This window comes from Ruegeria sp. YTSB088, from assembly GCF_059609825.1.
Genome location: NZ_JBXWMM010000007.1, coordinates 231677 through 257012 on the forward strand (window position 1 = coordinate 231677; position 25336 = coordinate 257012).

At 60.3% G+C, this 25336-nt stretch carries 25 protein-coding genes and 3 pseudogenes; 7 read left to right on the forward strand and 21 right to left on the reverse strand.

Annotation, left to right across the window (positions count from 1 at the left end; all coding sequences use genetic code 11):
• The first annotated feature begins 11 nt into the window (after positions 1-11).
• The gene (locus tag AC2FFA_RS13520; protein ID WP_496851988.1) at positions 12-758 is read left to right on the forward strand and encodes a sulfotransferase-like domain-containing protein; all 747 of its coding nucleotides are present in this window, start codon (positions 12-14) and stop codon (positions 756-758) included.
• A gap of 17 nt (positions 759-775) precedes the next feature.
• On the forward strand, positions 776-1159 hold the full coding sequence (locus AC2FFA_RS13525) for a carboxymuconolactone decarboxylase family protein (protein ID WP_496851989.1): 384 nt from the start codon (positions 776-778) through the stop codon (positions 1157-1159).
• A gap of 7 nt (positions 1160-1166) precedes the next feature.
• Here AC2FFA_RS13525 and AC2FFA_RS13530 read toward each other — a convergent pair whose 3' ends face one another.
• Together AC2FFA_RS13530 and AC2FFA_RS13535 are read right to left on the reverse strand one after the other, a co-directional pair.
• Positions 1167-2786 (reverse strand): hypothetical protein, encoded by a 1620-nt coding sequence (locus tag AC2FFA_RS13530; RefSeq protein WP_496851990.1) that lies wholly within the window; start codon positions 2784-2786, stop codon positions 1167-1169.
• A gap of 32 nt (positions 2787-2818) precedes the next feature.
• Positions 2819-3130, reverse strand: coding sequence for a hypothetical protein (locus AC2FFA_RS13535; protein ID WP_171171326.1), 312 nt, complete (start codon positions 3128-3130; stop codon positions 2819-2821).
• 68 nt (positions 3131-3198) lie between these two features.
• On the opposite strand from AC2FFA_RS13535, the gene AC2FFA_RS13540 reads away from it, so the two are divergent.
• Positions 3199-4140 (forward strand): hypothetical protein, encoded by a 942-nt coding sequence (locus tag AC2FFA_RS13540; protein ID WP_496851991.1) that lies wholly within the window; start codon positions 3199-3201, stop codon positions 4138-4140.
• A gap of 7 nt (positions 4141-4147) precedes the next feature.
• Here the strand turns inward: AC2FFA_RS13540 and AC2FFA_RS13545 are convergent, their stop codons facing one another.
• Together AC2FFA_RS13545 and AC2FFA_RS13550 are read right to left on the reverse strand one after the other, a co-directional pair.
• A complete protein-coding gene (locus AC2FFA_RS13545; protein WP_496851992.1) occupies positions 4148-5395 on the reverse strand; it encodes a DUF8225 domain-containing protein in 1248 nt (415 codons plus the stop codon).
• A gap of 144 nt (positions 5396-5539) precedes the next feature.
• Complete coding sequence (locus AC2FFA_RS13550) at positions 5540-7522, reverse strand: phosphatase PAP2 family protein (RefSeq protein WP_496851993.1); 1983 nt, start codon at positions 7520-7522, stop codon at positions 5540-5542.
• A gap of 641 nt (positions 7523-8163) precedes the next feature.
• Between AC2FFA_RS13550 and AC2FFA_RS13555 the strand changes: the two genes are divergently transcribed.
• Both AC2FFA_RS13555 and AC2FFA_RS13560 read left to right on the forward strand, forming a co-directional pair.
• A complete protein-coding gene (locus AC2FFA_RS13555; RefSeq protein WP_496851994.1) occupies positions 8164-8652 on the forward strand; it encodes a GFA family protein in 489 nt (162 codons plus the stop codon).
• 217 nt (positions 8653-8869) lie between these two features.
• Positions 8870-9511 (forward strand): hypothetical protein, encoded by a 642-nt coding sequence (locus AC2FFA_RS13560; RefSeq protein WP_496851995.1) that lies wholly within the window; start codon positions 8870-8872, stop codon positions 9509-9511.
• Between the two features lie 13 nt (positions 9512-9524).
• Here AC2FFA_RS13560 and AC2FFA_RS13565 read toward each other — a convergent pair whose 3' ends face one another.
• The 5 genes from AC2FFA_RS13565 to AC2FFA_RS13585 form a co-directional block, all read right to left on the reverse strand.
• The gene (locus tag AC2FFA_RS13565; RefSeq protein ID WP_496717865.1) at positions 9525-10007 is read right to left on the reverse strand and encodes a GNAT family N-acetyltransferase; all 483 of its coding nucleotides are present in this window, start codon (positions 10005-10007) and stop codon (positions 9525-9527) included.
• Positions 10004-10717: a glutathione S-transferase family protein gene (locus AC2FFA_RS13570; protein WP_496851996.1), complete on the reverse strand. Its 714-nt coding sequence runs from the start codon at positions 10715-10717 to the stop codon at positions 10004-10006. Before AC2FFA_RS13570 ends, AC2FFA_RS13565 begins: the two co-directional genes overlap by 4 nt.
• A 28-nt stretch (positions 10718-10745) precedes the next feature.
• Positions 10746-11030: a cupredoxin domain-containing protein gene (locus tag AC2FFA_RS13575; RefSeq protein WP_496851997.1), complete on the reverse strand. Its 285-nt coding sequence runs from the start codon at positions 11028-11030 to the stop codon at positions 10746-10748.
• Between the two features lie 62 nt (positions 11031-11092).
• A complete protein-coding gene (locus AC2FFA_RS13580; protein WP_496851998.1) occupies positions 11093-11620 on the reverse strand; it encodes a DUF4142 domain-containing protein in 528 nt (175 codons plus the stop codon).
• 142 nt (positions 11621-11762) lie between these two features.
• A complete protein-coding gene (locus AC2FFA_RS13585; RefSeq protein WP_496851999.1) occupies positions 11763-12056 on the reverse strand; it encodes a hypothetical protein in 294 nt (97 codons plus the stop codon).
• On the opposite strand from AC2FFA_RS13585, the pseudogene AC2FFA_RS13590 reads away from it, so the two are divergent.
• Positions 12055-12210: pseudogene (locus AC2FFA_RS13590) on the forward strand (DUF2924 domain-containing protein); the annotation flags it as partial. The gene AC2FFA_RS13585 and the pseudogene AC2FFA_RS13590 overlap by 2 nt on opposite strands.
• A 16-nt stretch (positions 12211-12226) precedes the next feature.
• Here the strand turns inward: AC2FFA_RS13590 and AC2FFA_RS13595 are convergent.
• Positions 12227-12382 (reverse strand): annotated as a pseudogene (locus tag AC2FFA_RS13595) (IS3 family transposase); the annotation flags it as partial.
• A gap of 105 nt (positions 12383-12487) precedes the next feature.
• On the opposite strand from AC2FFA_RS13595, the pseudogene AC2FFA_RS13600 reads away from it, so the two are divergent.
• Positions 12488-12679 (forward strand): annotated as a pseudogene (locus AC2FFA_RS13600) (integrase core domain-containing protein); the annotation flags it as partial.
• Between the two features lie 157 nt (positions 12680-12836).
• Here AC2FFA_RS13600 and AC2FFA_RS13605 read toward each other — a convergent pair.
• The 11 genes from AC2FFA_RS13605 to AC2FFA_RS13655 all read right to left on the reverse strand — a co-directional run bounded on the left by AC2FFA_RS13605 (position 12837) and on the right by AC2FFA_RS13655 (position 25259).
• Complete coding sequence (locus AC2FFA_RS13605) at positions 12837-13736, reverse strand: Rossmann-fold NAD(P)-binding domain-containing protein (protein ID WP_496852000.1); 900 nt, start codon at positions 13734-13736, stop codon at positions 12837-12839.
• Positions 13737-13745: 9 nt separating this feature from the next.
• Positions 13746-14915, reverse strand: coding sequence for an aminotransferase class I/II-fold pyridoxal phosphate-dependent enzyme (locus AC2FFA_RS13610; protein ID WP_496852001.1), 1170 nt, complete (start codon positions 14913-14915; stop codon positions 13746-13748).
• A gap of 15 nt (positions 14916-14930) precedes the next feature.
• Positions 14931-15767 (reverse strand): NAD-dependent epimerase/dehydratase family protein, encoded by an 837-nt coding sequence (locus tag AC2FFA_RS13615; RefSeq protein WP_496852002.1) that lies wholly within the window; start codon positions 15765-15767, stop codon positions 14931-14933.
• Complete coding sequence (locus AC2FFA_RS13620; protein WP_496852003.1) at positions 15767-16543, reverse strand: aminotransferase class I/II-fold pyridoxal phosphate-dependent enzyme; 777 nt, start codon at positions 16541-16543, stop codon at positions 15767-15769. Before AC2FFA_RS13620 ends, AC2FFA_RS13615 begins: the two co-directional genes overlap by 1 nt.
• Entirely contained in the window at positions 16540-17313 is a 774-nt protein-coding gene (locus AC2FFA_RS13625) for an HpcH/HpaI aldolase family protein (protein WP_496852004.1), read from the reverse strand. Before AC2FFA_RS13625 ends, AC2FFA_RS13620 begins: the two co-directional genes overlap by 4 nt.
• Positions 17313-18530, reverse strand: a complete 1218-nt coding sequence (locus tag AC2FFA_RS13630) for an NAD(P)/FAD-dependent oxidoreductase (RefSeq protein ID WP_496852005.1) — start codon at positions 18528-18530, stop codon at positions 17313-17315. Before AC2FFA_RS13630 ends, AC2FFA_RS13625 begins: the two co-directional genes overlap by 1 nt.
• Complete coding sequence (locus AC2FFA_RS13635) at positions 18530-20239, reverse strand: hydantoinase B/oxoprolinase family protein (RefSeq protein ID WP_496852006.1); 1710 nt, start codon at positions 20237-20239, stop codon at positions 18530-18532. The genes AC2FFA_RS13630 and AC2FFA_RS13635 overlap by 1 nt, the downstream gene beginning before the upstream one ends.
• A gap of 11 nt (positions 20240-20250) precedes the next feature.
• Complete coding sequence (locus tag AC2FFA_RS13640) at positions 20251-22329, reverse strand: hydantoinase/oxoprolinase family protein (RefSeq protein WP_496852007.1); 2079 nt, start codon at positions 22327-22329, stop codon at positions 20251-20253.
• Between the two features lie 122 nt (positions 22330-22451).
• The gene (locus tag AC2FFA_RS13645) at positions 22452-23366 is read right to left on the reverse strand and encodes a LysR family transcriptional regulator (RefSeq protein WP_496852008.1); all 915 of its coding nucleotides are present in this window, start codon (positions 23364-23366) and stop codon (positions 22452-22454) included.
• 642 nt (positions 23367-24008) lie between these two features.
• Positions 24009-24869, reverse strand: coding sequence for a DUF302 domain-containing protein (locus tag AC2FFA_RS13650; protein WP_496852009.1), 861 nt, complete (start codon positions 24867-24869; stop codon positions 24009-24011).
• Complete coding sequence (locus tag AC2FFA_RS13655; RefSeq protein ID WP_117871176.1) at positions 24870-25259, reverse strand: DUF4345 domain-containing protein; 390 nt, start codon at positions 25257-25259, stop codon at positions 24870-24872.
• Positions 25260-25336: the final 77 nt, after the last annotated feature.

Here is a 25336-nt window from a genome sequence, read left to right on the forward strand (position 1 = left end):
TTCGAGAGGCCATGACCATGCACACAATCCTCGCGCTCTGGGCCGTGCCCAGGTCCACGTCAACTGCGTTCGAGTGGATGATGCGACAACGCGGTGATCTCGACTGCCTGCACGAGCCCTTTGGCGAGGCGTGGTATCAGGGTGAAGACCCGCTTTGGCATCGGTTCCAACCAGGGGACGTGACAACGCCAGGCCTGACTTTGGACAGCGTGTGGCTGGACATTCAACAGCGGGCGAAACGGGGGCCAGTCTTCCTGAAGGATTTTCCGCATTACATCAACCACATGTGGAATGCCGGGTTTCTGTCGCATTTCACCCACGCCTTTCTGATCCGGGACCCGGCCAAGACCATCACTTCGATGTACAAACAATGGCCGGACTTTGCCGAAGGCGAGGTTGGCTTTCCCGAACAGCGTGCCCTGTTCGATCTGTTGACCGCACTGAACGGAACTCCGCCGCCGGTCATTGACAGCGATGACCTGCTGGAAGATCCACACGGCATGACCCGGGCCTTCTGTGACGCGGTGGGAATTCCGTTCATCGAACAGGCGCTGAGCTGGGAACCGGGCGGTGATCCGTCCGCCCTCAGTTGGTGGGACGGCGGGTCGTTCCATGGCAACCTCGCGAAATCGACCGGGCTTGCGCCGCAGACACGCACGCATATCGACATCGCGGACGCGCCAGACCGTGTGAAACAGGTGCACCGCAGGATGAAACCGCATTACGATCACCTTTACAAACACCGCCTGACACACTGACACACCGGAGACCCGCAATGGCCGACATTTTCGACGAAGACCTGTTTCTGAAAGGACTGGAGCAAAGGAAGAACACGCTGGGCGCAGAGTATGTGGAGAAAAACCTTGCTGCCGCCGACGACTTCACCCGCCCGTTTCAGGAAGCCATGACGGCCTGGTGCTGGGGGTTTGGGTGGGGCGACGACGTGATTGACGCCAAGACCCGGTCGATGATGAACCTTTCGATGATCGGTGCGCTGGGAAAGATGCATGAATGGGAAATCCACTGCCGGGGCGCCATCAACAACGGAGTGTCAAAGGAAGAAATCCGCGCCATCATCCACGTGGTCGGGATTTATTGCGGCGTTCCTCAAGCGCTGGAGTGTTTTCGCGTGGCCCGCAAGGTGCTGGACGAAATCTGACGACCCGTCACAGACCAGCCGCCGACAAGAGCCGCACGCCTTCTTCGTAGTGTCGCCTGTTCTTGAAACAGCCGGGCCAGGCCCAGCGCTCGGCGGTAAAGCCCGGCTGCAATTCCAGAATCTGTCGGGCATGTCGACGCGCCAGGGAATGGTTCCCGGCGGCGGCGGACAGCATGCAAAGCACGACCCTGGGACGAACGCGTCCGGGGTCAACCCGCAACACGTTATGGGCATGCTGCCACGCGGCCTTGTCCCCGGTTATCATCATTGCAATTGCCAGGTTTGCTTCGATCCAAATAGGGGGATGCGGCGTCAATGCCAGCGCTTTCTTGCAGACCGAAACGCCTTCTTCAGCCCTGTCATCATACACCAACAGGATGCCGTAATATCCCAACAATTCCGGGCTTCCGCTGAAACGTTCCACGACGGCAAGCATCAAGTTGCAAGCCTCTGACGTGTTGCCAGCAACACTGTGGGTGAAGGCATGGAGGGCCGAGCAGTACGGGTCCGTTGGGTTCAGATTGCACAGCTTCTTGCATTCGGCCTCTACCATTGCCAGCGCCTCGGTCGGGTTTGCATTCATGCCCAGGCGGATCATGTCCAAATGACAGAAACCGATCGCGACACGTGCCGGAAGGTATCCCGGGTCAAACTCCAGACAGGCGCGATATTGACGGATGGCATCCTGCAACCCGTCTTCTGTTGCCTGACTTTCCAGAATGCGGGCCTTCTGGAACGCCGACCAAGCCTCGGTCGATGTGGCACGACCTGACCAGATTTCTGACCAATACCCGTCGCGCAATCGCAGTTGGAGCGCCTCGACGACCTTCATGGCGATTTCTTCGACCGCGTCGAATGTTTCCTTTGCGCGAAAGCGGAACCGTTGTGTCCACAGGCAAACCTGATCTGCGGTTGACGTCAGTTGAGCGGCCACCCGCAGGCCTTCTGCGCCGACCACACTGCCGCTGAGAACATAGCCTTCAACCGGGCCTTCCTGCCTGCGCGCGTCACGAAGCTCGATCACGTCGGACATTGTGCCCAGAAGAAACATGAGCTCGTCTCGTATGGAGGATGCAGCGATGCTGATATCCGGCGTTTCCCCGACAACTTCAAAAGGCTCTACAACAACCGCTGGACGCAAACGCCCCCAATGCACCGGCAAACCGCGGCCCGCCAGAACCGGACCGTCTGACTCTGTATCGATGTCCCAATAAGCCTGCCGCTCAACCGTCAGCCATGCCTCGAACTCGGGGTCGGCAACGTCCAACCCTTCCAGCAACTCAGCGCGGTCTGAACTGAGCTGCTCGTCAAACAGATCAACCTCGACTGCTGCCAGATTGATCGACACCGTTTCACGGGTTACTTCAAGAAAATCAACTTTATGCTTGGAAAAATGTTTGCTGAGAACACTAAGCTCTTTGCGCAACGACGCCGCGCCTTGTGCGGGCGAACTCTCGCTCCAGAGCTTGTCCTGCAACCAAGCCCTGCTGCGTATCGCGTTTTTCGACAGGAGCACCAAAGCAAGAAGAGCTTTCGCTTTGGTGCCCCGAGGCGTTACATCCTGACCGTCGTCGCAAATAATCTGAAACGGTCCGGTCAAAAAAACCTTGGTTCTTGCCTCAGTCACTAACGGCCCTCAAAAGCGTTCGGGGGTTGTCGTTAACCGCTGCATCCAAAAATGACGATACCGCCCATCGCTTCATAGGCAAGTTTGCAGCACCATGACTCGTGATCGGGGTTCGGATCCGGCTTTTTGTCACTCAGGTCCGGAACAACGATATGAACCAGATCCTTGGTGTCATAGACAAACCTGACCTCTGGGTTACCACTGTCCGCCAGGATTTCTTGAATTTTGCGTTCCGCCGCATCCTGATCATCTTGCGACCCAAGTGCACGACCGCGCGCGGCATTCAGAACTTCACACCCCAAGTCTTTCAATGAATAATTCGGGTTGATTGTCAAACGAGCCATGTAAAATCTCCTTCTCAAACAACAATGCCCATTTGTATACCCCGTTACATGCTTATCCGGAAACGAAAATGACCGACACGTTGATTGAACGCGCTGAAACTGCTCGGCTAATTTCCGAACCCTCGTTTGCCGAATTCCCCAAGGGTGCGCCAATCCACGCGGCTTTTCGCTTGATCGAGCTGCGCAACGGGACTCTGCCCCCCAAGGGCGGGATGGGCCATCGCGTGTCTTTCGGCACCGGCCGCACACCGGAGGAGGCGGCGCGGCTGGCCGGGTTTGAGGCGATTGAGCGCTATGCCTTGCAATACAGTACCGAAGCACCACAAACCCGCGAAAGCCTGATCGCGTCGGATGGTGCATCCCATGGGATGTCAACCGAAGCGCTTGCACTGGGTGTTCCGGGCAGCGACGGAACGGTCACTTCGAAAGGTGCCGCTGCCGGTCCAACACACGAAGCCGCCGCCCTTTGGGCGGCGCTGGAGTGTTTGGAACACGCTCTTGGATCACACGGATTTGACCATCTGGTGCCGGAGACTGCACTGCCCCACGATTTGACGCAGTGGCTGAATGTTCAACTGCGGCAACTGAGCATTCACACCCTCGAAGTCCCGGGCATCGGCCTTCTGCTGCGCGCGGTTTGCGCAGACGCGGATGGCGGCAGGCCCACCTATGGATCGGCGCTTTCCGCAAATCTGGCGCAGGGCGTCTGGCACGCAGCATCCGAGGCGGTGGTGTCCTGGCGCAACATGGTGATGCTTGATCATAACGGCGTGACGGATCACGGCATGGATGCCGAGCAGGCACGTTTATTCCGGCTTTATCGCGGCGCGCTAAATGACCGGCCCACGGCTCCGACAGAGTTGTTCGACGTTCAGGCGTGGAAGACCCCGAACCCGTCGCTGACGACTGTATTAACGGCCGCAAGCTGTGCATTCGGTCGTCCGGTTGCGATTTTTGATATGACGGCACCTAAAATCCCGCTGCCAGTGGTCAAAGCCGTGCCAGTCTGAGCACCTGTCAGGATCCGTCTTTACGAAAGCGCGTCGTGTTGCGGTTGGTCCCTGCTTCGCAACGATCCGCGAATTCCGAGAGCTGCCTGCAACGCTGGGTCTCGGGCAAGCCGCAGACAAACCGTCCCGGGTCAACATGCGGGATTTCAACAAATTCGACACGGGTGATCACGCGTGGTTTGGCGGCAACTGTGATCATGGGTCCAACCTCGATCAGACTGGCGAGTGTATAGCCCGAGACCGGGCGCGCCGATGTGCCTGTTCCCAGCATAATATCGTCCAGAAACCGGGGATCATCGTCGGCAGGCCCGAAGTCAAGGCGCATGGGCATTCCAGGTGCGCCGCGCCGGAACCGGACCCAGTCCAGAGGCATTTTGTGCTCGCCCAAGAACAGTTCTGACGTTTGGAACGCCCGAAAATAAAGCCCCAGCGGATCAGAGAATGCCATTGCCTTGCCTGTAGGTGACTTACCACCTTTTCCCACGGCCAGTTCGAGCGTATCGCTCGCCAAACAGACCCCGGCATGCCGGCAGTACAGATCTTTCCGGTTCGCGAAATCAAGCACTTCTTCGGGTCGGGCACGCCGCCTGCTATCGCCATTCTTAACGACGTAAGGGAACGAGAATAAGTGCATGGTCTGGATCAGATCGGTCAATCTGTTCGTATCCTTGGCCAGAAACAAAACATGCTGGATATTCAATGGATGTTCCGGCGGATGCGCGTAATCCGTACCCACCAGCCTTTTGTGAAAGAGGGCCGCGCGCTCGGAAACATCCATCGACGTCCATACCGACCGCGAGACTTCAAACAGGTCCTTGCAGGAGTAGAAGCGCCCGGACGCCGATGCGACCACCGACAGGAAGTGATCGAGATCGAAGACCGCCATGGTTCGCCACCATTCCATCAACTCGGTGGTGGCCACAAAACGCTTCGGACGCATTCTGCCGCCGGCATCGGGTCGCATTACCAGCGCGTATTCAAGGTATTCGTTGTGCAGTTCAACCCTGCTGGACCAGCCTTGGTCTGACAGGCGAGCTGCCAGTTCATCGCCCAGACAATCCCGCGGCTCTCGTGGACTGGCGCGCCATCTGAACCGATTCGATGGCTGGCCCGCCTCGATGTCACGCGGATCCATGACCAGAAAAGGGCTGACGCCTTGCCTTTCAAAAGTGTTCTGAATGCTTGAATTCCACGCTGACAGGGCAGCGTCGTTCGCGCGCTGATCGGCAAGTCCAGGCGATTGAAATACAGACATCAACGAACACCGTTGGGCATCAGAAATACAAGAATGGAAAGTCAGAGGCCTATGCCCGCGTGGTTTCATTTCCAATGGGAGGGTCCCGGCGGGTGACCAATACGGGAGCATCATGAAAAACGACCTGTCATGGGTCGGGCACCTTCATCCTGCCCAGCCCGCCTGTTCAGGCAAATGACGGGTCCACCAAAGTTCAGGTGTACTGTTCGCGATATGAATTTCACTACCGGAGGAGCAACCGCTGACGATGCTGAGGCGATCTCCATCAAACGTTTCGAGCGACATTTTCGCGGTGCCCCGGAAGTTCGCCATATGCTCGGCCAAAATGCCGACGGCAACGCGTTCACCCATTCGGACACTGTCGAAGTAGTCGCTGTAGAAATGAACCCCTGCAAAACTGCGCCCGATCGCGATATTCGCAGCCAATTTGTTCAGTTCGCCATTCAGCGTCAGTTTCTCTGAGCTGTCGTCTGGTCGCTCAGAATCAATCAGTGTTTTGCCGCCTGCAGCCGGAACAAAAACGCGCGGCATACCCGCCTCGGCCAAAGACACCCGGGACCCGTCCAGCGCATGGGTCCGGAAAAACCCCTTGAGCAATGTGACGCACGCCCCGGCAACTGCCCCATGCGCCGCGCCGTAGGACGGGTGCATCGGTGAGCCTTCTGGATACGCAATTGGCAACAGCAAGTTGCAATCGATTTTCGGAAGCCCATTATGAGACACCGCGTTGTGCGCGAACCGCCTGATGGACGGTGCAGCGGCAATGGCGTCCATCAGACTGAAGTCTTCGCTGGCGACGCTTTCCAATTTCTCCAGATGCGCTGCGGCAAACGGCTCGGCTGTTCCAAGCACCGCGCCATGACCATTCGCCACCAGAGTAGCAATATTGCCTAGCTTTTCAGGGCGGGCACGGTTGTGCACCTGAAAGGTCTGGCGTCGCACGGCCCGCAACGCCCTGGTCGCAGTTTCCGCCAGCATTGACAGCACATGGGTCCCGCCCCAATCAGCCTTGGCACCATTCGCGCAGGAATGCCCGCCCTCAGGCAGACCGTCATCTGCGTCAACACCTCGGCCCAACATCAACAGGCAAGCGTTGAAAAAAGCCTGATAGATCGTGTCAAAATGTACATAGGTTGCAAGGTCACGCGGCGTTTCAATGAATTTCGGGCCACTCATCTCAAAGGCTTGTTCGCCGGCTGTGTCTGCCCCGTTCTGAACATCCAGCCATTCGGCCCAGTCCCGCAAATAATCCACGCCAACAGCCTGAGGAGCAACCCTTTGGTCAAGCCGCAATGCACCAAATGGCATTGCCCCTGATGCCGTTGTTTTTGCCAACCGCTGCCCTTGCGCATGCGCTTGGTCTGACGTCAGCGTGTCATGCCCCTGTAAAAGGAACTGCGACACGTATGGCCCTTCCAAGCAGCCTTGGCTCGAGCCGCGGAACAAGGTTCGGGAAGACAGACCCTGGCCATCTCGAACCCGGCGTGCCGAAGGTACTTTACCGATCTCGGCGCCGTTGGCGTCCTTTGGACAACCGTCTTCACGGAACCACTCCAACTTGCCAAGGGCGCCTACCACTTTGTCGGATACCTCGGCACCCTCTCGAATGGTTTCAAACGGCACATCCCGCAAATAGGCCATCGCATAGAGTTCAGCCATTTCTGCTGCAAGTTCATCTGATCCAAGCCTGGGTGCCGGAGCGATACCCAAAACGCCGGCATCCAAACCATTCAGGCCCAACCGGTGACCCAGGATTGGCCCTTCCCACGCACGCCATCTAAATTCACCACCCTCTGATGGCGTGGTGCGGAAGGGCCCGGAATAGGCTGGAGTATCAAACAGCGTCAGCCTGTTTCCATAATTGTCGGTGCAGGTAGGGTCAGCCACTTCTTCCAAAAATTCGGTATAAACCTGCGCGTCAACAATACCATTTTCGTCATGCCGCAAGCCCTTCGAAAAGCTCGTGGGCCAGATCCCGGCAAACAAATCTGTTTCGCCGTTATGTTCTTCGGCCGCCCTCTCTCGGATTCCAACCGGCGCGTTCGAATGACACCGATCCCGGCCCAATCCTTGGATACGCGTCTCGAGGCCCTGCCAGGGTTCAGATGGAACAGTATGTTGCGGCATGTTGTTCTCCCGATCTACCGAACAACGATTCGCATGAAGCCGTTACCGGATCGTGACCGGTAATTCGGAAAGGGTTTTTCTTGTTCTGAAACACCTTGAGACGGTCTTACGATTAAGGGGACTCGCGGCACAGAGACTACGCGCGACCGTTGCCCTCTAATCTTTCGGGAAGACGCAATACCTAGTGCAAATCGGCATCAAGGGCTCTGACAGCTTCGACCTGCACGCACCGGACAGAATGAAAAAGAATGCTGAGTGTCGGAGCGGACGGGACCAGAGTCGAACGTTCTCTGGCTGATAAGTCACTGTTATCGTTTGTTTGGATTCACTTGTAGGGGCCAATTGGAGAGGAAGCGACTGTCGAACCAATCAGACCTTCAACGATCCACGACAATTCTGTCGCATGGCCGGAGCGGTCCTGCCCTGGAGCCAAATCAAACTTTCGGGCGTATTCCCCGAGAACTGAGCAGAACTCCAAAATTCGACCGCGAATGTGATCTCGGACCTCTTTGCCTTCGCGCTGGCGGAGCTCGAAGGTGAAACGACTTGTCGTAAATCCCATGGCACACGAGAATTGGCAGAAAGGAAGAAGCCCGGGGAAAATAACGGGCAAGACACTTCGGCGGCAAAAGGAGAAGATGATGACCAGACAGGAAGGGGGCTGCCTTTGCGGCAGCATTCGCTATGCGGTATCGGCACCGCCAAGCCGAGTCACGATCTGCCACTGCCGGTTCTGCCAGAAGGCGACCGGCTCGGCCTTCATGGTCGAACCGATTTTCGACGAGGCGGCGCTGGAGATCCTGACCGGGACGCCCAAGGTCTATAACCAGATCTCGGCCGGGTCGGGCAAGACCGTCCATATCCATTTCTGCGCCGATTGCAGCACAAGACTGTGGCTGAGTTTCGAAAGCTTCCCCGGCGCGATCGGCATCTATGCCGGCACGTTCGTTGACCCCTGCTGGTTCCCGATTGAACCGGAAACGTCCAAGCACATCTTCCTTGGTGTCGCCCGGGTCGACACGGTCATCCCGCCCGGCCTGCCGACCTTTGTCGAACATGCGATGACGAATGACGGTGAACCGCAGAACGCGACGATATTCGAGACCTGCCATGTCATCGGCAGCCATTGATCAGCCCCATCGCCTCGACAGGCGAGGCGCGCCTTCCGGCAGCGGGTGACGCGATGCGAAGCCTGCTCTATACCTCCGGGTCCCCCGTCGCGCGTGGCGTGCGGATCCTGCTTGACGAACTCGGGCTCGACTATGACCGCAACGAGGCGCTTTCGGCCCCCCGGGACCGACGATCCGGCCTCGGCGCCCACCCTGCAGGTGCCCATCCTTCGGGACGGTGCGGTCACGCGTTTTGGAAAACGGGCTGATCGCCGAATACCCGCTGCAAACCTATCCTGAAAGACCGGCGGCAACTCCGCCACTGGCCGCTCTGGCGCGACAAGATGATCCTGGCCACCATCCAGACCTTCGGCACCGCGGCAACGACAATTTCCCAGATGACCTGGCCGGGGTTCGGGTCAGCGACAACAGCCACCTGGCGCGATCGGCCGAAAAGCTCCATCACATTCTGGCAAGGCTCGAGAAGCAGATCGGCGCGCGCGCCGAGGGTTTCCTGCCCGGAAGTGTCTCTATCCAGGGCATCTTTCTTGCCGCTCATGTCCATTTCATTAAGGCACGGCCGCTGGACATCGACGTCGGGCTCGAAAGGTTCGCCAAGATCGCGGCCCAGCTGGACTGGCTCGACGAGCGAGAAAGCTTCGAGGCCAATCCCGTCTGGTGGTGGACACCCGTCGTAACCGGATACGAGCCCGACGGCACACCGGTTTTGGGCGACAGCGTCTGCCCTGAAGGGTGCGGTGCCGGCCCGTATCCGAAGCGGCTTGTGCATCACTCCACAGGGGGCAAGTGTTCTGATCCGAGCCGAGTTGCCGCAGGGTCCGAACGAGGGATCGCGCCTGGCCGCGAGGGCGGCGAGTGACATTATGACAATCTTAACTGTCTGTCTTTAAACAGAATTTCAGAAAGGCCGTTCCCGCACATTGAACCGGGTCGCATGCCCGCGCGCCCAGACGAGTCAGTGCAGCCAGCCTCCTTCGGCTGGGTGGCAGAAGAAATGTCACGTATGGAATGTTCGGTTCCCGGCGCGCGAATTCAAGCGCCTGCCGGGTGATGCACGCGCCAAGGCCAAAGTCCTGCGGGCGCAGGACCAGACCAAAATCCCACTCGGAACCTTCCTTCTGGAAGCCACCCCAGCCGACATAGCGTTCCCCGGCGAAAAAGGCCCAGTGGCAGAGACTGTCACGCGCCCAGCAGGCCTCCTTGGCGGCGACGAAGGCGCGTGCGTCCGTTTCGCCCCAAGGGCCTTTCAGCAAGGGCATGTGCTCGCGCAGGCGCGGGTCCGACATATGCGCAACGAGATCGGCGATTGCGACCTCGGTCAGGCGACCAAAGCGTATGTCGTGGGAAAGGCTCATGTCGACAACCCGGCCTTCGATCCCCCTCGGTCATCCAGCGCGCTTTCGCGACGGCGCAGGAAAGCCGCAAGCAACGTGTGGTAGTCCGATGACACGACGTCGCGGACTGATGGACGCGCCGCCAGTGTCGCGCGCCATTGCGACACCTTCGCAAGCCCGTCGAACACACCGAAATTCGCGATGCGGTCGAAAGTATCGAAGTATCGGAAGACCGGCGCAAAGACGGTGTCAACTAGGCTGAACCGTGCGCCCGCAAACCACGGGCCATCGCCAAGCTGATCCTCCAGTAGTCGGAAACGCGCGTGCAGTCTGCCGGCCGTGGCCTCCAGCGTTGCGTCGTCGCGGGCCGAATAGAACCCGGCGATGTCGCCCAGGCATTCCGAACCTAAGCTGATCCAGGCGCGATGGCGCACTCGGTCGATCGGGTCGGCCGGGTGCAGGGGATTGGGCCGGGTCTCTTCGAGATATTCCAGGATCGCGGCGGATTCGAATAGCGCCGCATCGCCCACCTTCAGCACCGGCGTCCGCCCGATCGGCGAGATCTCGAGGAACCAGCCGGGTTTGTCGGCAAGGTCCACAGTCACGCGGTCATGGGCGATGCCCTTTTCCGCCAAGGCTATAGCGATGCGCTGGACATATGGGCAGAGCGCATGGCTGACCAGCGTCAGGTTTTCGGTCATGATAGCAGCCTCGTGATTCAACCGGTTCATGGCAGTTTACCTGCATGAACCAGGTTTTTCAGTGGTTGGATTCGGATCGGACGACCACCTTGCCCTGCATCTGCGGGTGAAAGGTGCAGAGGTAAGGGTGTTCGCCCGGCTGGTCGAAGGTGATCGCGGCGCGGGTGTCGCGCGTCATCTCGCCGGTGTCCCAGGAGCTGTCCGCCGCTGTGGCGGTGTGGGGCGCTGGATCGTCATTGATCCAGACAACGGTGTCGCCCATCGCGATCTCGACCAGTGCCGGTTCGAACGCAAATCGGGAAATACGGACCTCGACCTCGTGTGGGCCGTCGTGGGCTAGCACGCGTGGGGCCGACCCGGCCAGGGCGAGGGCACAGCCCAGGCCCCGGCCAAAGTCACGTCGCGTCAGCCGATGCATGACAGACTCGCAACCATCCGTTCGGCGTGCTGCTCATGCACACGGAAGGTGACAAGCGCATCCTCTAGCAGTGCCTTCAGGGGTTCGACCGTGACCGTCGGGATGAAGCTTTCGGCGACGGTTTGGTTGACGACCTGATGATAGCCCAGCTCGTTCGTCGCATAGGCGCAATCGAAGGCCTTCCCGCTGAGCGCCATCAGCTCCGCACGCTTGGCCTCGGCACCCTCTACAAGAGCTTGGGAAAGGGCGTTGTCCTGCGGGGTAACGCTCAGTTCGGCGATCAGCGCGCCCGCAGCCTCGTTCACCGCCGAATGGTCACGGATCATCGTCTGCGCAAACTCTCGCACCGACTCGTTCTCGGAAATCGCCAGCGCCAAATGGGCATAGCGGATGTCGAGACCGCCGGCGGTGTAGGCGGTGTGGGCGATCTCGAGGTCGTTCATCGGCTCCGCGGCATGGGCAGCGAGACAGCCGCTAGCAAGGGCAAGGCCGAGGGCAAGGGTCATAGTCTTCATCGGTCATTCTCCGTTTCGTGGTTTCGGTTCCTCCGATCTGCCCGAGGATCTCCGGCGTTTGAATGCTGCCAAGTCCGTATTCCATGCTCGATCGTCCGAAGAACTGGACATCGGTGAGAACCCGACAATCATGGAAACCATGTTAGACCTGCTCAGCGATATCCTCACCCGCTTGTCGCTGCTCGGCACGCTCTAGTTCCGCACCAGCTTCACCGATCCCCAGGGGGGGTGCGTGCCGGCCTTCCGCGACGTGGCGCGCTTTCATTTCGCGCATCGGGTCGAGGCTCTGGTGCGGGTGGCGGGGCTCCCGGTACCGGCGCATCTGGCTCAAGGCGACCTGACCGCGCTCAAGATGTCCGACCCCCGCAGTACACCGAGCCGAGCTATCCGGCCGGCGAATGACGTCATGCAACTCCAACTCGACGGAGAAATACATGACCAATCAAGATCCTATTCCCGCCCGCGTGGCCGCACTCAAGACCAAGTCCACGCCAGACCTGAAGCAACAATGGCGCGAATTGCTCGACAGCGAGCCGCCGCCATTCAATCGTCGCTATTTCGAGAGCCGACTGGCGCACCGCGGACAAGATCCATGCCCTTGTCCTAAAGATAACTTGCCAGATCAGCCGCCACGTACGACGAGCCGTTGTCGCTGAGCAGCCTCCTCTTGTGCACACCGGTAGCGCTGTTGCGGCCTGAAGCGTCCTATGCCAACTCCAGCGTGTCGGTGACATCGCTCGCCTTCATCGTTGTGCAAAGCTTCTGCTTTTGAACTAAGATTTCCACAGGAACTACGGCTTCATGCGGATCCTGCGCACCGTCTTCTACGTGTGCGAGGAACTGCCTCTACCCTCGGGTTCGGACGGGCATGCCCGCCATCTGATTGCGGCATCGCGCGACGACTACAACCAATACCGCCCGCATTCGAGCCTGAGTGGGTTGACACCAAGGGAATATGCTAACCGGTCCGCCGTGGGCCAAAACCCGAACAGAGCTAACCAGTCAACGCGGCCTCTTTGGGGAGCGGGTCATTTCTCGCGCATCTTTCGAGGTACGTGACGAAGGTTGCGCCCAATCAGAAGTGAGCCGATTGGACCCAGGCTGCGCCGCCGGGAAGCAGCGCGCGCATCCAGCATATAGCTGAGAGACCCTTATGGCTCACCAAGGCTTGATGCAACAGCCGAGGCAATTGTCAGGTCATGGACCCCAAGCCCTGTCAGATCCACGACGGAAAGGCTCGCGTCAGCAAAATTTGCCCCTCCGCCTTGCCCGCAAGAATGTCGCAAAGGGACAGGTCTGCCATATCTGAAACGCACCCGGCGCGCACGGCGGCGCCGAAATCGCCGTGATGCAGACATTGCGCGTGATTGTCTGTGGCGATGATGGCGGCGCGCGCCAATACCTCGGGGGCCAGTTCGATCTTGCCGGGACTGTCGGCACCCACCGCCACGATATGGAGCCTGTCCGTCAGATCATCCGCGTGAAGCACCGGCGATGTGGCCGGGGTCGTGGTCACGACAATATCCGCAGCATGGCAGAGATCGCGCCCAGTGGATGCGACCGAGACGGTAAAGCCCTTCCTTTCCATGTCAGTGACATAGGTGCGCATGCTCTCGGGAGAGCGCCCTTTCACGATCAGGCGCGAGATCCCGGTCTCGGCACGGATCGCCTCGGCTTGCAGGCGGGCCTGTGTGCCGCTTCCAACGATACCCAGCGTGGCCTCTCGTTCTACCGGCTTCAGCGCGGCCGCCAGTGCGCCGGCTGCGGCCGTGCGCATCTGGGTCAGCCAGCCCTCGTCCTGCAGGATCGCAACAGGGCGGCCAGTTTCCGAAGACAGGACCAGAACCAGACCATCATTCACCGGCAAGCCCTGGTAAGGGTTTCGGTAGAACCCGGTGACAAGCTTGACGACGAACCACGGCCGACCTTTGGCCTTGGCCCCCTTGATGTGGCAATCGCCAAGCAGCTCGCCAACCGCTCCCGGAAACAGGAACTGCATCGGCTCGGGCTGGTCGATCAGCCCGTTTGCCATGTCGATGAACCCTTGCCGCACCGCCGCAATGGCAGCGGGCATGTCGATCAGCTCCCGCAATTCGTCCAGTGCCACAATCCTCATGATGCTGCCTCAGGCCCGGAAATCGGCGTAGTGGGTTTCGAAATGCGCACGCATCGCGGCCAAACCGTCTTCGAACACCTGTTCGCGGCCGAAACCGATGCGGAAATGGTTCTGCGGGATCTCGGTCAGCTCCGAAGCATAGATCGCGCCGGGCAATAGAAGCACACCGCTTTCTTCCAGCAGTTTGCAGCAAAACGCATCGCCCCCTTCCGGCCCGACAAAGCGCGGAAAGGCCACGCACCCGCCCAGGGGGCGCGTCCATTCGATCAAGCCCGGGAAATCGGCGAAGAGCCGTTCCAGCGCCACAACGTTTCGGGACAGAAGCGCGTGGTTGCGCGCAAGGATCCGCTCGCGCGCCTTCAGCGCGATCAGGGCCAGCACCTCAGAGGGGCCGGAATTGCAGATCGACAGGTAGTGCTTGTAGCGTTCGACCCGTTGCAGCAAGTCCCTGTCCTGCGCCGCGATCCAGCCGATGCGCAGGCCCGGCAGGCCATAGGCCTTGGACATCACATTGAGCGAAATACCGCGTTCGTAGATATCGGCGATTTGAGGCATCCGGTCGGCGGGGTCGAGTTCGACGCCGCGATAGACCTCGTCGCTCAGGATCCAGATGCCATGCTCGCGGGCAAGGTCGATCAGTGCCTGAAGATCGTCGCGCGGCATCAGCATGCCGGTCGGGTTGTGCGGAAAGTTCAGCGATAGCAGCCGCGTGTTCGGGCGGATCGCGGCGCGGATGTCATCAAGATCAACCCGCCAGCCGCCTTTCATCTGCGTCCGGTGCATGGGCACGCCAGTGGCGTCGCAGACCGACAGCGGAATGGTCTCGGCGCTCTGGTAGTTCGGGGTCGGCACGATGGCATGGGACGCGCCATCCAGCAGAACCTTGGACACCGCGTAAAGCCCCTCACCCGCGCCCGCGAGGCACAGTATATTCTCGGCCGCCAGTCCGTCATAGGTTGCCGCGATTTCCGCCCGCAGGGCCGGCGCCCCCCATGTCTCGGTATAGCCGAGCCAGAGCTTTTCATAGGCGTCCCGATCTTCGGGTGTGGCAAGTGCCAACAGGTCCGGCACCGACATGCTTTCCAGGTCCGAGGCCGTCATGTGGTGGCGGGCGGTGAATTCCCATTCCGAGAAGAACACTTCCAGGCCGAAATCGCGCATCTGGCGGGGTGCCGTCATCGAGCGGTCCTTCCTTCAGGTCTTTTTCGTATCGTCCACGATTTTCATCGTGGCAAGGCCGCTATTGCCCAATTCCACCGCCGCGAATGGTCCGCCGTGGCACGTGTTACCGGGGTCGCGCGGGTCCAGCGGAGGCGTCTCAGCCAGGATCTGTTCGGCGAATTGCTCGGCATTGTCCTTCGGGCGATAGCCAAGGAAGCTGGCCTTGCTGTTGTCCACCGGGCAGCGGTCGTTGTTGGAAACCCCGTAAACAACGGCGAACCCGGTCACCGGTGTTTCGATGCTGCGCTGCACCAGGTGGATCAGGTCATCATAGGACAGCCAAGACCCAAGCGCGCGGGCACTGGTGACCTGCGCACAGGAGAGGATGCGCATATGCACGCTTTCCAGCCCGCGCTTGTCCCAGTAAAGCGATCCCAGATCCTCGGCGAAACACTTGGCCAGCCCGTAGAAGGTATCGGGGCGATGGCGAACCTCGGTGTCGATGAAATCGGTCGTGGGGTGCATTCCGACAGCGTGGATGGAACTGCCATAGACCACCCGCCGCAATCCGTTGCGCGCCGCGGCCTCCCAGATGTTGTAGGCGCCGATGAAATTCGGCCCCAAAAGCTTCTCGAACGGCCCTTCGTCCGCATAGGCGCCCATATGCACGACCATGTCGGCGCCTTCCAGCACGCGCATCATGTCGTCAAGGCTGGCAAGATCCGCCTTAGCATAGGTTTCGCCGTCATAAAGCGTGCCGATATCGTCCGCGATGTCGGTCGAGACTAGCTGGTCGCACATCATGGTCAGCGGTTCGCGCAAGTAAGAGCCAAGCCGCCCGGCGGCGCCTGTCAGGACGAGTTTCTTCATCAGTTGGATTCCTTTTCAAGTTGGGCGACCGCTGACGCAATGCCGGTCATCGCATAGGCCTTGGAAACGCCGTTGACCGTCAGCGTGCGGTCCTTGAGGTCCGAGTTGATCGCGGCGAAAGAGCGGAACTTGCGCCCGTTGAACAGGATGTGCTCATAGATTTCGTCCGACAGGATCATCACCTGCGGATGGTCGGCCAGCACCACGCCCAAGCTGCGCAGATCGTCGTCGGAGTAAACGGCGCCGGCGGGGTTGGACGGCAGGTTCAGTATGATCCAGCGCGTGCGCGCCGTGATGGCGCGGACAAGGTCTCCGGGTTGTAACCGAAACCCGTTTTCGGCCACGCAAGGGATCGTGACGGGCCTGCCGCCAAAGATCAGAACGTTATCCTTGTGTTGGCCGAAATAAGGCGCGCAGAGCAGGACCTCGTCGCCGTCCTCCAGCGTGGCCCTCATCGCGTTGAAGATCACCTGCTTGGCGCCGTCGGCGACGATGAACTCGTCAACGCCATGGGCGAGATCTTTCTCACGACGCAGCTTGTCGGCCACCGCCTTGCGTAGTGCCAGCGTGCCGCTGGTGGGCGGGTATTTCGTCTGTCCAGCCATGTCAGCAGCATGGGCGGCGTGCTTGATGTGTTCGGGCGTGTCGAAATCCGGCTCGCCGAGCCCGAGGTCAATCACGTCCTCGCCGCGCGAACGGGCCTCTTTCGCCGCCTGACTGACCCAGGCTGACGCCGAAGGCTTGACCGGATCCAGCCGCGACGACAGCGCGATCATGCCATGCCTCCGCGCACCTGCGCCAGCAGCGCGTCGGCGCCGCGGGCCAGGATCGAGGCATCGGTGCCGCAGGCCACAAATGTAAAGCCCTCGTTCAAAAGCTCGGTTGCAAAGCCCGGGTCCAACACCAGCGTTCCGACCGGCACACCCTTGGCGATCAGCTTTTGCGCCGCCGGTTTGATCAGCACCCAGACCTCGGGGTCCATCGGCTTGCCAAGCTTGCCGATGTCGGCCGCGATATCCGCCGGGCCGAAGAAGATGCCCGAGACGCCATCGACATCGGCAATCGCCTCGGCCTGTTCAACGGCCGCACGGGTTTCCAGCTGCAGCAGCACCGCCGTTTCCGCCTCGACGCGCGCCGTATAGTCGCTGATCCGCCCGAACTTGGTCGCCCGCGTCGCGCCAGAGACACCACGGGTCCCGTTGGGCGGATAGCGCGTGGCGGCCACCGCGCAGCGCGCTTCCTCGACCGTCTGGATCATCGGAAACATGAGCCCCGGCGCGCCCAGATCCAGTAGCCGCTTGACCGCCACCGGGTCGTTCCATTCGACACGCACGATGGCGGTTGTGTCGCTGGCGGCAAAAGCCTGAAGCTGCCCCAGAGTGCTGAAATAGTCGTTCGGGCTGTGTTCCATGTCGATCAGCGCCCAGTCATAGCCCGCGGGCGCTACGACCTCGGCCGAAAAATTGTTGGCAAGGCTGATCCACAGGCCGACCTGTTTGCGCCCCGCCGTGAGCGCCGCTGTAAAGGGATTGGCGGCAAGCTGCATCAGATGATGGCCTTTTCAATGATCGGGCAGTGGTTGGGGATGCGCTCGTAGTTGAAGGGCGTCAGGTCAAGCGCCCGATAGCCGCCATAGGTGATCCATTCCGCCGTACCGCGCCCCATCGCAGGGGATTGTTGCAGCCCGTGGCCGGAGAATCCGTTGAGGAAGAGGAAGTTCTCCACCTTCGTGTGCGGCCCCAAGATTGCGTTGTGATCGAAGGTGTTCATGGCGTAATGCCCGGCCCATTCGGATTGCACCTTGATCGCCTCAAACTGCGGGATTCGGGTGGCAAGGATCGGCCAGACGTGGTTTTCCCACAGCGAGAAATCCATCGCGAAATCGTCGTAGTCCACCGCCGGGTCGATCTCGGAATGGCCGCCGCACTGATAGGTGCCGCCGCCGTTTTCGCGCACATGCACGCCGGATGGGTCGATGGTCAGCGGCAGATCCATCTCCAGCGGCTGTTCGGCCTTGAAAATCCAGGAATAGCGCTTGCGCGGCTCCACCGGGGTCTCGATGCCGGCCATGGCTGCGGTGCGCGCCGCTCTCGGGCCCGAGGCGTTGACCACATGGCCGCAGGCAATTACCTCGCCCGATTTCAGCGTGACGCTGCCCACACGCGTGCCGGCGGGGTTGAGCGTCATCGCCACGACCTCGTTCTCGACATATTCCACGCCGTGTTCGCGCGAGGACCGTCGCCACCAGTCGAACACGGCCGACCCGTCCCAGAAGCCCTCGTCCACCGTGTTGATCGAGCCCAGCACGATGTCATCGACATTGTAGAAGGGATAGGCGGCCCTGATCTGGTCGGGCGTCATCAACTGCGTGCCTGCCCCCGCCGCGACCTGAACCTTGTGGCTTTCACGCAGGACATTGGCGAAGGCGTCATTGTCGGCCAGATACATGTAGCCGAAATTGCGGATGCTGAGTTCCGGCACCCGTTCGTCACCGCCCATGTAGCTGCGCAGGTTTTTGACAAAATCCGCCGCGAACTGGCTGATCCGCACGTTGAGCTCGGCCGAGAACTGCTGGCGCATGCAGCTGTTGGTGTGGGCTGTTGAGCAGGCCTGGTAGGTCTTGTCGCGTTCCACCACCAGAACCGAGCCGTCGAAATCCTTGTTGTCGCTTAGAAACCAGGCGGTCGAGGCCCCCATGATCGCCCCGCCGACAATCACTACGTCATACTGGGCCTGTTTCGGGCTTTGCGTTTGTCCGGCCATCAGGCGATCTCCCCTTTTGCGACGGCATCCTCGACCGCCTTGATGTCATCGGCCGTCAGGCCGTAATCCCGCGCTGCGGTTTCCGCCGAGATGTATCCCCGCGCCAGATCGCGCAGGACCATATCCCGTGGCCGCTCGGCAGGGTAGCCATAGCCCGCGCCACCAGGGAAAGCCATCACGACGCGGCGCCCGTGGGGCACGAACTGCTTACCCTTGCCGCGCATCGGCGTGCCATCGTCCAGCGCGATGGTGGTGCAGGCCCCGGCCATGCCCCCGCGCCGCCCGCGCGCGGGATGTTCGACCCGATCGAACATCGCCTGGATGTCGAACTCGTGGCCTTCCATTGCGCCGACCTCCATGTATTGGCCCAGCCCGCCACGCGCCTTGCCCGCACCGCCGCTGTCGGGGCGTAGCTCCTTGCGCCAAATGATCACGGGCCCCGCGTGTTCCGTTGCCTCGATCGGCATGGTCATCACGCCCGAAGGGAAGGCGGTTGCATTAAGCCCGTCCAGCTCAGGCCGCGCGCCGGAGCCACCGGAATTGAAGGTCAGCACCTCGGCGCGCCGTGCGTCGACTAGAGTCGGCGCGTCAGAGCGTGGGCGCAGCGAGACTTGAAAATTACACAGGCATCCAGCCCCTTCGGCAGGCACCAGACCCGGCACGATCTTGTCGAATGCGTCATAGACCGTGTCCGGCACGAAGTGACCGACGATGTGGCGCAGCGCGACGGGTGCGGGGCGCAGCGCGTTGACGATGGTGTTTTCCGGGGCCGTGATCTCGAACGGGGCCAATGAGGCTGCGTTGTTGGGGATCGAGGGCGCAATGGCGACCTTCAGCGCATAACACGCATAGGCCTTGGCATAGACCAGCGGGCAGTTGATGCCCTTCTTGTCGAGCCCTGAGGAGCCGGTGAAATCCGACACGATGCGGTCTTCGTGCACCGTGACGCGGACTTTCAGCGTGATCGGCGCGTCGAACCCGTCCACCGTCATTTCGCCTTCGGCGGATTTTCGTGGCAGGGCGGCAATGGCTTCCAGCGTGGCGCGGCGCGAGTTTTCAAGGATGAACGCCGCGATGCCATCCAGATCATCCAGATCGAACTCGGTCATCATGTCTATCAGGCGGCGGTGGCCGATCTCGTTGCAGGTGGCCAGCGCGTAGATGTCGCCGATCAGCTGGTCGGGTTCGCGCACATTGCCGCGAATGATCCGCACCAGCGTTTCGTCCACCTCGCCCCGCTCGGCGAATTTCATGATCGGGATATAAAGCCCTTCTTCATAGACGCTGGCCGCGTCCGCTCCGAAGCCGCGCCCACCGATATCGACGATATGCGCGGTGCAGGCGAAGAACCCTACCAGCACGCCGTTGTGGAACGACGGCGTGACCATGGTGATGTCGTGCAGGTGGCCGGTGCCCTCCCACGGGTCGTTGGTGATGTAGACATCGCCCTCGAATATGTTCTGCCGCCCGATGCGGCGGATGAAATGCACCACGGCGTCAGCCATCGCGTTGACATGCCCCGGGGTGCCGGTGACGGCCTGCGCCAGCATGTTGCCGTGGGTGTCATAGACCCCGGCGGACAGGTCGCCGGCCTCCCGGACGGAGGTCGAAAAGGCCGTGCGCACCAGCGCCTGCGCCTGTTCCTCGACCACCGAGATCAGCCGGTTCCACATGACCTGATAGGCGACCTTTGAATGTTGCTTTGTCATGTCGGCGCTCCTTACCCCTTGGTCACGACGTCGATGCAGCCGTCGGGCTGGCAGATCGCGTCGCGGCTTGCGGGAACGATGATGGTGGTTTCGGCCTCGGTCACGGCGGCGGGGCCGTTGGCGCGCTGGCCGGTCTGCATGGTCACCCGGTCGATGACCTGAGCCTCGACGAAGGCCCCGGACGCGGCATCGAACACCCGGCGCTGGCCTTGCGCGACGGCGGTGCTTTCGCCGGCCGATGCGGCCACAGGCGCGACGGCTTCGGGCGGTGTGGTCGCGTTGACCGACCAGACGGTGATCTCGACATCCAGACCCGCGACCGTGCGGCCGAAGAGCTTGGCATAGTCCTCTTCGAAGCGTGCCAGGAAGGTCGCAGCATCGGGATTAGTGGCCTGGTCTTCCGTCAGCGCGATGGGAATTTCCCAGCCCTGTCCGGCATACCGCATGTAGACCTTGAATTCCGAAAGGATCTCCGAGGTCTCGTCGCAAGTCCGCACGAAGCCCGTGACCTCGGATTTCAGCTCTGTCAGCAGCGCTTTGATCCGCGCGGGGTCAAAACCGCTGAGTTTCATGTAGACCGAGCGGTTGGCCTCGTAGCTGTAGGGCGCGCGCAGGAACCCGATGGCCGAACCGACCCCGGCACCGGGCGGCACGATCAGGCGGTCGACACCGAGCTTTTCGCACAAACGCCCGGCATGGAGCGGCGCCGCACCGCCAAAGGCTATCATGGTGTATTCCGACAGATCCTCGCCATTCTCGACCGCGTGAACACGGGCCGCGTTGGCCATGTTCTCGTCCACGACCTCGGCCACGCCAAAGGCGGCCTCGATGGTGTCCATCGACAGCGTGTCGCCGACATGGGCGGTCAGCGCCGTTTGCGATTGGTCTGGGTGCAGTTTGATCGCCCCACCAGCGAAATTGTCCGGATCCAGCTTGCCCAGAACAAGGTCTGCATCCGTGACCGCAGGCCGCGTACCACCGCGCCCATAACAGGCCGGGCCGGGTTCGGAGCCCGCGCTCTCGGGCCCGACTCGGATCTGGCGCATGTCGTCCACATGGGCCAACGAACCTCCGCCCGCACCAATCTCCACCATGTCGATCACCGGGATCGAGATCGGCATGCCGGACCCCTTCTTGAACCGGTAGGTCCGCGCGACCTCGAACACACGGCTGGTCTTGGGCGTCTGGTTCTTGATCAGGCAGATCTTGGCGGTCGTGCCGCCCATGTCAAAGCTCAGCACCTTGTCGATGCCGTAACGCGCGGCGATATGGGCGGCAAAGACCGCGCCCCCCGCCGGACCGCTTTCCACCAGCCGCACCGGGAAATCGGCGGCGTTCTGAAGCGAGATGATGCCGCCGCCCGAATGCATCAGGAAGACGAGGCAGTTTACGCCTTCGCCGCGCAACCCCTCTTCCAGCCGGCCGAGGTAGGAGGCCATCAGCGGCTTGATATAGGCGTTCGCCACCACCGTGTTGAACCGTTCGTATTCACGCATCTGCGGGCTGACCTCGGACGAGATCGACACCGAGACATGCGGCAGGCGCTCGGTAAGAACCTCGCGCACCATCTGCTCATGCGCCGGGTTCAGGTAGGAATGGATGAGGCCCACCGCGACGCTTTCGAAACCCGCCTTTTCGATCCGCGCGGCCAGCGCCTCGACCTCGGCGCGGTCCAGAGGCACCATGACCTCGCCACGCGCGTTCACCCGTTCATTCACGGTAAACCGGGACTGCCGCGGCAAGAGCGGCTCTGGCAGAGTCAGGTTCAGATCGTATTGCTCGAACCGGCTTTCGGTGCGCATTTCAATCACGTCGCGGAAGCCTTGCGTGGTGATCAGCGCCGTTCTGGCTCCGCGCCGCTCGATCAGCGCGTTGGTGGCCAGCGTCGTGCCGTGGATGATCTGCCCGATCTCACCGGGCGTGATGCCGGCCCTGGCGCAGACCTGGTGCATCCCGTCGATGATCGCGTTTTCGGGCGCGGTATAGGTGGTCAGCACCTTGGTGGAAAAGATGTTATCCCCTTTTTCAAGCACGACATCCGTGAACGTTCCCCCAATATCCGCGCCAAGCCGGATCGCACGCCTGTTCATCCCGTGTTTCCTTTCGACCAACCAGAGCAAGCGGCGGCGGGGATCGACCCCGCTCGGCCCTCGGTGCCCAGTCTTAGGGCCTGCTGAGGAAAACGAAAAATTGGAATATTTTCTTGTTGTGGTTATGTTGTGTTATCCTTGGCCGCTTCGGCCGTCAGCCGGGCGAGTTCGGCGGCATAGCGCACGAACCGCGGCACGCGCCGGTCGTCATAGCGCGCAAAGACCTGCAAGGGGCTGGGCGTCCAGTCGCAGTTGAGTTCGACCAGCCGGCCCTCGGCAACAGCCTCCTGCACGATCGCCCTGGGCAACAGCGCGATGCCCATCCCGTCCACCGCCATCGGCAGGCAGGACGCAAGGCTGCTCGAGTGCACAACCCGATCGCGCGACAGGCCGTTGTGATCGGCAATTTCGGCCAGCTCACGCACGGCCACGGTGTGCCGCGCATGGGTCAGGACAGGATGGGCAAACAGGTCGGCGAGCCCGATATTGCCGCCAATACCTTGTCCCATTTCCGGCGTGGCAACCCAGACGTAGCTGTAACTGCCAAGCGGGATCGTCCCGCGCAATTCGCTGGAAAATGGTGCTGTCTGCAGCGCCAAATCCAGTTGCCCGCTGACAAGGCCACGGTCGATCTCGCGCGAAAGATCAACTTCTAGTTCAACGCTGACCGATGCATAAGACGCCCTGAACGCGCGCAGAAAGTCGTGCAGCCATGTGCAGGCGATCAGCTCGGTTACGCCCAGGCGCATCCGCTCCCTGATCAGATCCCGCCGGTTGGCCTGTTCGAGAAACGCCTCGCCTGCCAAAATCACCTGTCGGGCCGCCTCGACCAGCGTCTCCCCGGTTTTCGTCAGCCGGACCGATCCCGCATCCCGGTGCATCAGAACGACCCCGAGAGACTTCTCCAGCGCCGAAATCCGCGCCGAGACATTCGGCTGTGTTGTTCCTAGTGCCGCCGCCGCCTTGCGAAACGTTCCGGTGTCAACCACCAGGACGAAAGCTTCCAATTGCTTGATGGTGATCCGACTTTTTATCATGCGGCTCTCAAGGATAAGAAAAATCTATCCTCATTTTGGCAGATTGACGCCGGAAGGGGAACGGTTCGGCCCGCTCGCGCGATATGGGGGCTGCGAGGGCTCCTTGATCGCCATGCCAGTCAGCACTGTTTGATGTGTCCATGTGTTGGCGAAGGCGGGATCTTTGAACGTTTCGTGGAACTAGGCGCAGAACTGGTTCTCACCACCCTTCAGTGGGACGAGGCGTTTGACATAGGTTCTGATACATTGACTGGCGTTAACGACGACGACTACCAACCACTGTTCCCACTAACCGCGAAGCTGGAAAAGCTAACAATAAAAATCGACCGGCCCCAGTCGAGTCAAGCCGACATTCAAAAGCTCGAAGACGCGATGCAAAGAGCAAGCGACCTGTTGGCTCAAAGGGTTGAGAGGTTGCCTACTTGCTTGAGTCGGGCAGTGGAAAACCGGATGGTTTATTTGTCCGCTTCGTCCGCAAAGTAGACGTTCAAGCAAGTTGCAGCGAACGACCGCATTGAGCCCAGAGCAGCCATTTATTGGCGTTGCCACGCTGCACCGCCGCTAATAACTTTACCAGACCTGAAACCCGCGGTGGAAATAACTGAACGGCATTCACCGATTGTCCTTTTCTCCAATTGGCAGCTAGTCAATCGCGGATCTGAATGTCGCAGTGAGTCGCTCATTTAACGCACGATGGGGCTTGGTTGAGGTGCCGTAATACAACTCCGCTAGTGCGGCAATGTCATTGTAAATGATCGTGGAACCCCCATCGTCGTCCGCGTACACCAACAGCTTTTGGCAAAATGCATCTAGCCCAATTGCCGGAAAATCCGCCATTGCTACTCCGCCGGGTGCTGGGCCACCAAACAACAATAGAACGGCCTCTGGAATCTCCATTCCCAATTGGGATGCTTCGGCCGCAAAGTCGATTTCTCCAAACCAGACGGTATCGTCCTGCGCCATCACAACCTCGGTGAGTCGCCCTACTGCCTCCGATACGTTTAGCTTCGACTTCAGTTCGATCACCCCATAGTCCAGCGTCAATCCGTCAGTCGGGGCTGGCTTCGCGACTAAACCGCCAAGAACATCAAGCATCCTGTTGTCGAATGCCTCCAGCATCGAGGTCTCAGTCAACCCGTGTCTCTCTACCAAAAATTGCGATCCCGTATAGGTGATCTGCGCAAGATCATCTTGATCGAATGACAAAGCGCGAAACGGAAGATCCAGTCCAGCGCGCACGTTCCCAGCGAGTATTGAGGAATTGATCTCAGGGTCTGAAAAAATAAGTACGCGCGACGCGGGCATTTCGACGCCTTCGGCTTGAGCCAAGCGCGCATGATCAATCGATGCAACTTCAGTCAGGCCTGCTGTACCAACCGCTGCCTCCAGCACCAAGTAGTTTTCATCCACTTCGCTTTGAGTAGTTGATGATTGAGCCAGAACTGAAAGTGAAACCGTGAAAACTGCCAAGATTATTGAAAGGGCAACGCAATATCTAAACATTTAAGTACATCCAATCTCACGTTCTCTTCGCAAGGAAGTTGCAGCCAACGCCGCAAACGCCAGCTCAGCAAAAAGATAAAACCACAAAATGCCGCTCGGAAAGCCATCGATTAGTATGCTCAACAAACGCCCAGCAGCCAGACCGGACATGAAGAGAAGAAGAACCCAAAGTGCTGGACGTTGCAGTTCAGGCTTCACAGTGGCTACCAACCAAAACACAGCGTTGGTGAGGTACAACCCCATAATGGCGCGGAAGACGTGGGATTGATTGGTTCCCTCTACTGGGAAACCTAAAAGAAAAGGGACAGAACGCCCGGGCACAAGTCCGTAAGACAAGGCAATCGGGACGAGGCCAACAGCGGCTAAGAGTAGGACTAATCTAGCGGTCATAAGGGCTTTCCTTACACAAAGCCAAATCCGCCAGTCGGTCGCGGTTCATGACTTACCTTAAATTGACACTCGGCCAA